An 8,624-nucleotide genomic window follows, 5' to 3' on the forward strand; every position below is an offset into this window, starting at 1 on the left:
TACTAACCTTCGAGATTTTAAGGACAAACCATGAATGCTCTTACCCGTGTTAGCCACTTTTTTATTGTGGCATTACTTATAACATTTAGCCTTAACAGCTATGCAGCTCCTGCCATATACAAGATAGAAAAAAATGGCGTTAGCTCTTACTTATTTGGCACCGTACACGTTGGTGATGCCAGCATGAAAGGCTTACCTAAAAATGTAACCGATGCAATTAGTGCAAGCAAAGAAGTGATTGTTGAAGTTGATATAAGCAAACTTACACCACTTGAAATGCAACAGCGCTCAATGCCATTTATGATGCTAAGTGACGGTAAAACATTACAAACTGAGCTTTCAAAGCAAAATTATACCAAGCTAAAAAATTACTTTGCTAAAAAGTCGATTGATATTGCTATGTTTAATGGCTTAAAGCCTTGGGCTGTTATGGTGACTATGATGCAAATTGAATTTCAAAATGCAGGATATTCAGATAAAACCGGCATAGACAAGCAAGTACTTGCTTACGCTAAAGAACATAAAATAAAAATTGGTGAGCTTGAAACTCTAGAGCAACAACTGCAAATGTTTGATGGCATGGCGCTATTAAGCAATGAAATGATTGAAGAAACATTTGAGCAACTCAGCGATATTAATACTTACTTTATCAAATTAGTTAATGCCTGGAAAAACGGGGATATGGATACACTAACCGATTACTACAACATGAGTTTTGATGACAGTAATTATGGTGAAATTAGCGAGCAAGTAATGCTAACTAACCGCAATAATAATTGGGTTAAACAACTCACACCGCGTTTAGCAAACGAGCAATTATTTATTGCCGTAGGCGCTCTGCATTTACCTGAAAAACACGGGTTACTTAAACAGCTACGAGATAAAGGCTTTAGCGTTACTCGTCTTTAAAATAAAAATGGTTGAGTGATTTTTCGCTCAACCTTTCTGTGAGCTTTTAATGAAAGTCTTCCATTTTTAAGTAATTCTCTATTCCTTTAATTTTGTCTGCCGCATGATGATTTACATAAATCACAGTACTTGTATTGGCAGCACAAATTTTCTCTATTAGTAGCAGTACACGCTGCCTGTTTGCTTCATCTAAGCCTAAGCAAGGTTCATCTAAAATGAGTAACGTTGGATGCTTTACCATAGCCCGCACAATTAATAACATACGCTGATCGCCGTACGAAATCTGAGTGAATGAGATATTTTGTTTATCACTTAAACCAATAAATGCCAGCCACTGTTGAGCAATATTAATTTGTGCGTCGCTCGGTTTTTGATATAAACCTATGCTGTCGTAAAAACCTGAAATAACAGTATTTAAAGCCGATATACTTACGCGGTAATCCATATGTAGCGCGTTAGATATAAAACCAATATGCTGTTTTATATCCCAAATACTCTCCCCGGTTCCGCGTTTAAAACCGAACACTTCAATGTCATTGTTATAACACTGTGGGTTATCACCTGTTATTAAATTTAATAAGCATGTTTTACCTGAACCGTTCGCTCCAGTAAGCTGCCAATGCTGATGCTTTTTTATAGTCCAATTGAGATTTTTGAATATGCTTACATCACTATAACTAACTTTAGCATTACTCAATTTAACTAAGGTATTACCAGTGAATGTCTTTTGCTCTTGCTCGGCGTCAGGAGATGGCACATCCAATGAAGTATGCTCTAAATGAAGTAGTTTTAGTAAATCACTTAATTGCTCACTACTTGGCTTTGCTAAAGTATGTAACAAGCAGCCTTGGTTTACATAACCATAGTGAGTAATGAATGAAGGGATTTCGTCTAAGCGGTTTAGCACAAAAACAAAAGTAATCGTGTGGCTAAGCTCTATAAGTATTTTATTAAGTTGCTGGCAAGATTGTACGTCGAGTCCATCAAATGGCTCGTCAAGCACGACTAACTCACTATGGGAGCTGAGTGCTTTAATAAGTAGGAGTTTACGAGTTTCACCCGTTGAAAGGTCTCTAAAATGCCTATTTAGTAATGAGCTAAATTTAAATAATTTTATTAGCTGCGCTAATAACTCACCATTATTACTATGCTCTGTAAAAATAAGGTCTTGAACGAGGCTATGCTTTTCGTGCTCTAATTCTTGGGCCAGTAACTGTTTATGCGAATCTGAAGACACGAGCATAAGTTTATTAATACTACTTATACGCTTACCACTTTCGCACTTAGCTTCACCAACTAACGCAGCTGTCAGTGCAGATTTACCGGCTCCATTAGCACCTAGAAGCAGCCAATGTTCTGCTAGATTCACTTGCCAATCTAGGTTGCATATGTCGTAACGACTTTTGCCTTGTCCTTGTAAGTAACCATTAAATTGCTCAAGCGTAATTGACTGCACTAACTTTTCCTAATAAACCTTAAAACAGCAAGTTAACGCATATTAAAAGAGCTTAGCAAGCTTGTTATCTGCAAAATTAATTTATTTCACTAGGGCGTATTGTTCTTTGTGGATTGAAATTTGTTCAATCCAAGGAAGATTAAATCGCGGCGCGAGGTTTGTAACCTAGTGAGCTCGATAACTGCTCCTGCGTTATTCTAATGGCTTACATCCATGTAAGAATAAGTCAAAACCGAGTAAAGCTTCCGCGTCCTGCTCACGCCCCTTACCTACATCCATGTAGGCAACAAAGAGTTAATCGTCCCTAGAAAGAACCCAATGGGCAGCGCATGTTTGGTATTTATGCTGCGTTATCGCCTATTTATGGGGAATAACCACACTACATAGGCTCTGCCTTGCCTAAAAACCAAGCATACTGCTGCAAATTCAACTACCAAAGATCAACACGCCCTAGCAACGCTAATACTATTTAATGCGTCTTTAATTGCTTGCTGACTTATTGGTTTATGAATATGAAGGTTAGCCCCGTATTTATAAGCTCGCTCTATATCATTTTGTGAAGTATTTGCTGTTATAACAATAATTGGCATTACTTTATTAAGATCAGAGCGTATTTTTTTAATCGCCTCAAACCCATCCATTACTGGCATATTTAAGTCCATAAAAATAATATCGTATTGATTTTCACTCACCATATCGCACGCGACTTTGCCGTTTTCAGCGCAATCATAGCTTAAACCTAATAAGCTAAGTATGCGGGTCAGTAATATAGTATTTAATGGGTTGTCTTCAACGACTAAACACTTTAGTTTGTCATTTATTTTACGAGGGTTTGGGAGAGCTTTACTGGCAATTATTGGTAAGTGCAAAGATACCAGCGCTCCATGGGCTTCATTATTTTTGAAGGTAATTTCACCGTGCAACGCCTTTACAACATACTGAACCCGAGTGAGACCTGTTCTTAATCCTTGAAAATGGTTTGTTTGTTTAAATGAGTCAAATTCAAGATCAGTAATCTCTTTCGAAAAACCACAACCAGTATCACTTACAGTTACACAAAGTTCATTATTAAAAAGCTTTGCAGAGACAGTAATTTCACCCTCTGTCGTAAACTTAATAGCGTTACTGATTAATTCTGTAAGCGTATGCTGCAAACGTTGATGATCCAATTTACATACACAATTTAATGATTCATCTAAACAACTAACTAGTTTTAGGCCTTTTTGCTGACAAGCATGCTCGTAAGCCATTAGTACTTTATTACACGACTCTAGAAGGTTTTCATTTTTAAATTGCGGTACCCACTTACCTGTACTTAAAGCTTGCAAGTCCTGCAGTTCATCTAATATAGCTATTAACCTAAGTGCGCAGTAATTAGCTTGGGTTTTAACGCTTTGCTGCGTATCAGAAACCTTTAACTCCTCAATAGACGTAATAAGACCCTGTAAAGGAGTTCTAAATTCGTGACTTGCTCTGGCAATAAAATGCTCTTTATTTTGACTCACTTGTTGAGCGAACTCTTTTTGTTTTTGGTATTTAGACAATGCGTTACCTATTTCTTTTTCCATTGGCATAAATACAAATCTTAACTCTACAAGTAGTAAAAACATCGCCATAAGCCAAAATAATAATTCAAGGTTAGATACCCAGTTCAATTTTTGGACAGCTTGCTCTTCAAATAAATTCACTGCATGATCTAGTTGCTTTAATAGCTCTTCAACCTCAGTTACAGAGAATATACGCTTATCTACTTGGCCTTGTTGATAAAGCAAATTTTCCGCTTGCTGGATATATGTTGCAACTTGGGAATCTAGTTTATGAGGAGCTAACGTATATAGTTTAATAAGTTTAGGTGTAAGGTACTGATACTCTCCATTAGCATTTTTTGAAAGTAAGTAATTATGAGTTTTTTTGAATGATACGACTGATGCTTTTAACGCTTTAGTATGCTCAGAAATATTTGTTGCCGATAATAATAACTCATTACTATGCCAAGCTATTTTTTGAGAAAGCATTCTCTGCTTACCAGCCATATTTATTATTTTGGCGTCGTATTTTTGCACCGAAAAATAATACTGCATAAGTGATGCTGATGTGCTTATTAATAGTGCTATTGCTATTAATGCCCATCGGTAACGAGTACGGATATTCGCGACAACTTTAAACATACTAAGCCCTGTTTTTGTTTTAAGTGTAGCTCAATTTTTTAGAACTAATAAGCAGCTTAAATAATGATTATTAAATAAAAAAGCCCAACTAAAAAGTTGGGCTAATAAAATAAAACTATTTAACTATCTATTTTCTAAACGGTTATAATCGAACATTCCATATTCTATCCCACGATATTTTTTAGCTGTATCGTGCAATATATCGCTGTATTGCCAAAACTGTGGATGAGTACGTCGAATACCAAACTTAGATTTCAATGCACCATAATCAGCTTCTATTTGCATCATAGGCAATTGCTCGGCAAAAGCATTTACTTGCTGCTCGTTATTTAAATACCAAATAGCTGCTGGATAATCTCCGATAAACCCAGGAACAATAGTCGCGGTATCTTCATCATAAGCACGTTGGCCATCTTCGTTTAATAAACTAGATATATTGTAGTGCGCATTATGATGAATAATAGTGTAGCCCTTATGGCTATTATCTTCTTGCTTTACAAGTATAAAAGAAAGCTGAGGTAATAAGTTAACCGCTTTTGCTGGCATGTTACTTACTACATTTAACGGCTTTGGCACTTCAGTGTAGTTGTATTTTTCACTTAAAACTGGCGCTAAGGCTTCTTTCATCAAGGTATATAGTTCATGCTGTGGATCATCAGTTTCATAGTTAATACCACTGGGCTGGCTAAATTCTCGGTTACTCTTAAAGAACTTAGATAAGTCAGGCGGTGAATTACGATACCACTGCTTTTTGATTTGATTACGCTTGTGCTCAGGTAATAGAGCTAAAAAGTTTTGCTCTCCCTCTAAACGTAAAAAATCCATATATAAACGTGTAACCAATTGATGGCCTATATTTCCGTATACATCAAAGCCTGCCACAAGCAAATAATGAATACGTTCAAATAACGCATAATCAAGTATCCACGTGGTTTTAGGCTCTTGACCAATAAAACCTTTAACAACAGTTGCACTATCAAAATGGCGGAAAATAGTCAGCGCAGCATTTTTATTATGCCCATCACCTTTCCAAAGCAAGTCAGTTGTAAGATGCTCGCCACCTTTAAACATTTCGTTAGCAAGCTCAACTTTTGCCTGTAAATATTTTTTCTCACGAACTGAATATTTAACCCAGCTAGAAATAGGTAACGCATTACTTTCCTCTGCGGCAGGAAGTTCTAGCGCTTCTTCATGTTGCATTAGCATTTCCCCTACAGCAGGAGTCGCAACCTTATCAGGATCAGCAAATGCCACCCAAAAGTGATCATTTATAACATTTAAAGCAATCTGACCACGACAAACAGGCCCTTTTATAAAGCCCATAATAATTAACTCTGCTTCATCAAGCATAAATTGATATTTAGAATTAATAGGAATAACTTCAAAAGTTTTAAATGGGTTAGATGCTGACTTAGGCTCATAACTCGGCATTTGCGTAACTGTATAATCTGGCGCAATAAACTGCTCGTACAAACGCAGTAATTTAGTTTCATTAAGCTCAAGTGGTAAATGCGTTTTAGAAAGTATGGTTGTACGCTCTTGCATAAAACGATAATAAACACGGCTAACTTTAGGGTCATCGTATGGGCGGCGCGTGTTAATTAACTTTATTTCCTCACCAGGAGGCGTACTTGAGCGAACTAGTTTGAAAAAGCTTTGTGGGTTTTCTGACGTAAAATAAATATGTGCTAAAAACCAATGTTCATAAATATAACGTGCTGATAACTGATACTTTAAGTTATCTTGATTTAAAAATGCTTCCCAGCCCTTTATTTTATTCTGATCATACTTACTTGGTGGCTCAATATGTGACATTTTACCGCCATTTTTAAGCCAGTTCTGTAAATGATTAAACTCTTCGCGCGAAACCCCAGGTAAACCATAAGGCATACCGCCATGAGGTTGCTCGTCAGCTAATCGGTCAAACTCCCCCATTGTTGCACAGGTTTGCGAACGCCCTAATGAAAAATCAAATTCATCATCTAGCACTTCATTAGTTGGTAATTCATAGCTTTGCTTTAACACTAAACTATTAAATAAAACACTTCCCGCTAAGTTTGCTTCTTCACTTTGTACGCGCTCATTTAGCACTGGCGTAAAGTTTTTTTCTCGCCATTGCTGTGTATTGGTTGCATCAAACAATAAACGGCTTGGGGTCGTTGCCAATAAACGAGTTCCATCGTAAACGAGCTCTTTACTCAAACCTCGATCAATACCTTCAGGGGATGAGAGCTTAAGCTGGCAAGGTGCGTCGTAACAACCATGGCAAACGACGCAGCGGGTATCGAGTACTGGTTTTACGTTTTGTAAAAAATCAGCTCCAGCAAGGGTAGAATGTGGAACGATACGCTCTTGCGCTTGTTCAGGGCCAAATAAATCATCGTAATGTGCATTACCTAAGTAAGCACAACCACTAAGGATAATTAATACAAATGTACTTATTATTATTTTTTTCATTCGTCCTCGTCACCTAAATCGAAGGTGGGCATCATATCCATTTGAGGAGAAACGAATGTTTTCTGACCTTCAGTATTCAAAACAATACTTAAAAGAGGCCCATGCGTTAATGTTATCTGCGCATCATGCTCTTGCTCTAATATACTTAAATACAGAGAATCAGTTATAAGCAACTCATAACCGCTAACGGTAATAGCTACACTGCTATCTTCACTTGGATTTTGGCAAATTTGAGCAAGTAACTCATCATCAAGTCCAATTGATATTTCAAAATCAGGATGCTCTAAATCTCTATTACTTAATGATTCATCTAATAGAAATAAAGGAAGGGTTAAATTGCTATCTTGTTCAAATTCCATTGCGTTCTCTGCACTTTCTGACGATTTAATTGGCGAGTATTATAACAAACTAGCGAGTAAATTAACGCTAAAGCTAATGTAACTGTTTAAACGTCATCTATAACAGATTCGATCACCGAAAATACACCACCTTGAGGATCGCATATAACACTAAAACGACCAACATCGGGGATATCTGTTGCAGGAACACATACTTGTCCACCTAAGCTAGCGGCTTTATTTACTGCCGTATCGCAGCTCTCTACTGCAAAATAAATCATCCAATGAGCAGGAATATCTTCAGGCCAGTCGCTTGTCATCTCAAGCATACCGGCAATTGGCTGTCCATCAACCAAAAATAAAGTGTAGTTCATACCTTCCATTGGCTTTATTTCACTTTCCCAGCCTAGTAAAGTACAGTAAAAATCTCTACTTACTTTACTATTTCTGGTTGCTAACTCATGCCAATAAGGCGTGTTTAATTCACCTAAGTACTTACAACCTTTATGCTCATTGCCTTGCCATAGTGCAACAGTGGCACCTACAGGATCTTTTAGCATCAACATTCGTCCTGCATTCATAACATCATGAGGACCGGCAATAACTTCAGCACCTAGTTCTTTAGCTTTTAGCGCACAATCATCAACATTGTCGACGGCAATGTAAGCCAACCAATGACTTGGGATCCCTTCACTAATTTGCTCTTTAGGCATTTCATACATAGCGGCTATATCACCACCTTGCTTTTGTAGCATGGTGTAATATATATCCTCCCCAATAGGTTGATCGTCATACCCCCAATCAAATAATGATGTATAAAACGTCTTACCTTCTTTCCAATTGTGTGTACAAAGTTCTGACCAACAAAAAATGCCATGTGGATGATTATCAATTTCACTCATTATTAAACCCTTATTATTCTATTTTTATCTAAACGAACTATGTCACATTTTATAAACTACATAATTGAACAGATCATAAATTGAGATTAGAGCAATAACTAAGCGGAGTCGATAAAAGAAGGGCAAAAAATTCGTTATTCAGTTGTTTCATATATGAGGCTTTTAACGCAGTTAGCGTCAGATTTAATCCCTCAAATTGATTAAATATTATTGCTGATCGATATAAATGATTTACTAAGAAGTCCTTCGCTCTAGAGGAATCCCTGAATCACTTTTTTGAAGACGTAAAAAGCCCGAATCATTAGATTCAGACGCTCTACAATATAAAGTCGGTACGCTACGCAGTATATCAGCGTCGGGAGTCGCTGCGCTTGCCCGCCCTACGTGATGCGTG

At 37.2% G+C, this 8,624-nt stretch carries 6 protein-coding genes; 1 reads left to right on the forward strand and 5 read right to left on the reverse strand.

Features of this window, described 5'->3' with window-relative positions:
* Positions 1-30: 30 nt before the first annotated feature.
* A complete protein-coding gene (locus P20429_RS12710; protein ID WP_007582127.1) occupies positions 31-909 on the forward strand; it encodes a TraB/GumN family protein in 879 nt (292 codons plus the stop codon).
* A 46-nt stretch (positions 910-955) separates the two neighbouring features.
* Here the strand turns inward: P20429_RS12710 and P20429_RS12705 are convergent, their stop codons facing one another.
* The 5 genes from P20429_RS12705 to P20429_RS12685 all read right to left on the reverse strand — a co-directional run bounded on the left by P20429_RS12705 (position 956) and on the right by P20429_RS12685 (position 8,230).
* A complete protein-coding gene (locus P20429_RS12705; protein WP_007582128.1) occupies positions 956-2,365 on the reverse strand; it encodes an ATP-binding cassette domain-containing protein in 1,410 nt (469 codons plus the stop codon).
* Between the two features lie 440 nt (positions 2,366-2,805).
* Positions 2,806-4,533, reverse strand: a complete 1,728-nt coding sequence (locus P20429_RS12700) for a response regulator (protein WP_007582129.1) — start codon at positions 4,531-4,533, stop codon at positions 2,806-2,808.
* A gap of 123 nt (positions 4,534-4,656) precedes the next feature.
* Positions 4,657-6,990 carry a fatty acid cis/trans isomerase gene (locus tag P20429_RS12695; RefSeq protein ID WP_007582131.1) on the reverse strand — a complete coding sequence of 778 codons (2,334 nt, stop codon included), beginning with the start codon at positions 6,988-6,990 and terminating at the stop codon, positions 4,657-4,659.
* Positions 6,987-7,349 carry a hypothetical protein gene (locus tag P20429_RS12690; RefSeq protein WP_007582133.1) on the reverse strand — a complete coding sequence of 121 codons (363 nt, stop codon included), beginning with the start codon at positions 7,347-7,349 and terminating at the stop codon, positions 6,987-6,989. Before P20429_RS12690 ends, P20429_RS12695 begins: the two co-directional genes overlap by 4 nt.
* An 86-nt stretch (positions 7,350-7,435) precedes the next feature.
* The gene (locus P20429_RS12685; protein WP_007582136.1) at positions 7,436-8,230 is read right to left on the reverse strand and encodes a VOC family protein; all 795 of its coding nucleotides are present in this window, start codon (positions 8,228-8,230) and stop codon (positions 7,436-7,438) included.
* Between the last annotated feature and the right edge of the window lie 394 nt (positions 8,231-8,624).

The organism is Pseudoalteromonas sp. BSi20429 (assembly GCF_000238895.1).
Lineage (GTDB): Bacteria > Pseudomonadota > Gammaproteobacteria > Enterobacterales > Alteromonadaceae > Pseudoalteromonas > Pseudoalteromonas arctica.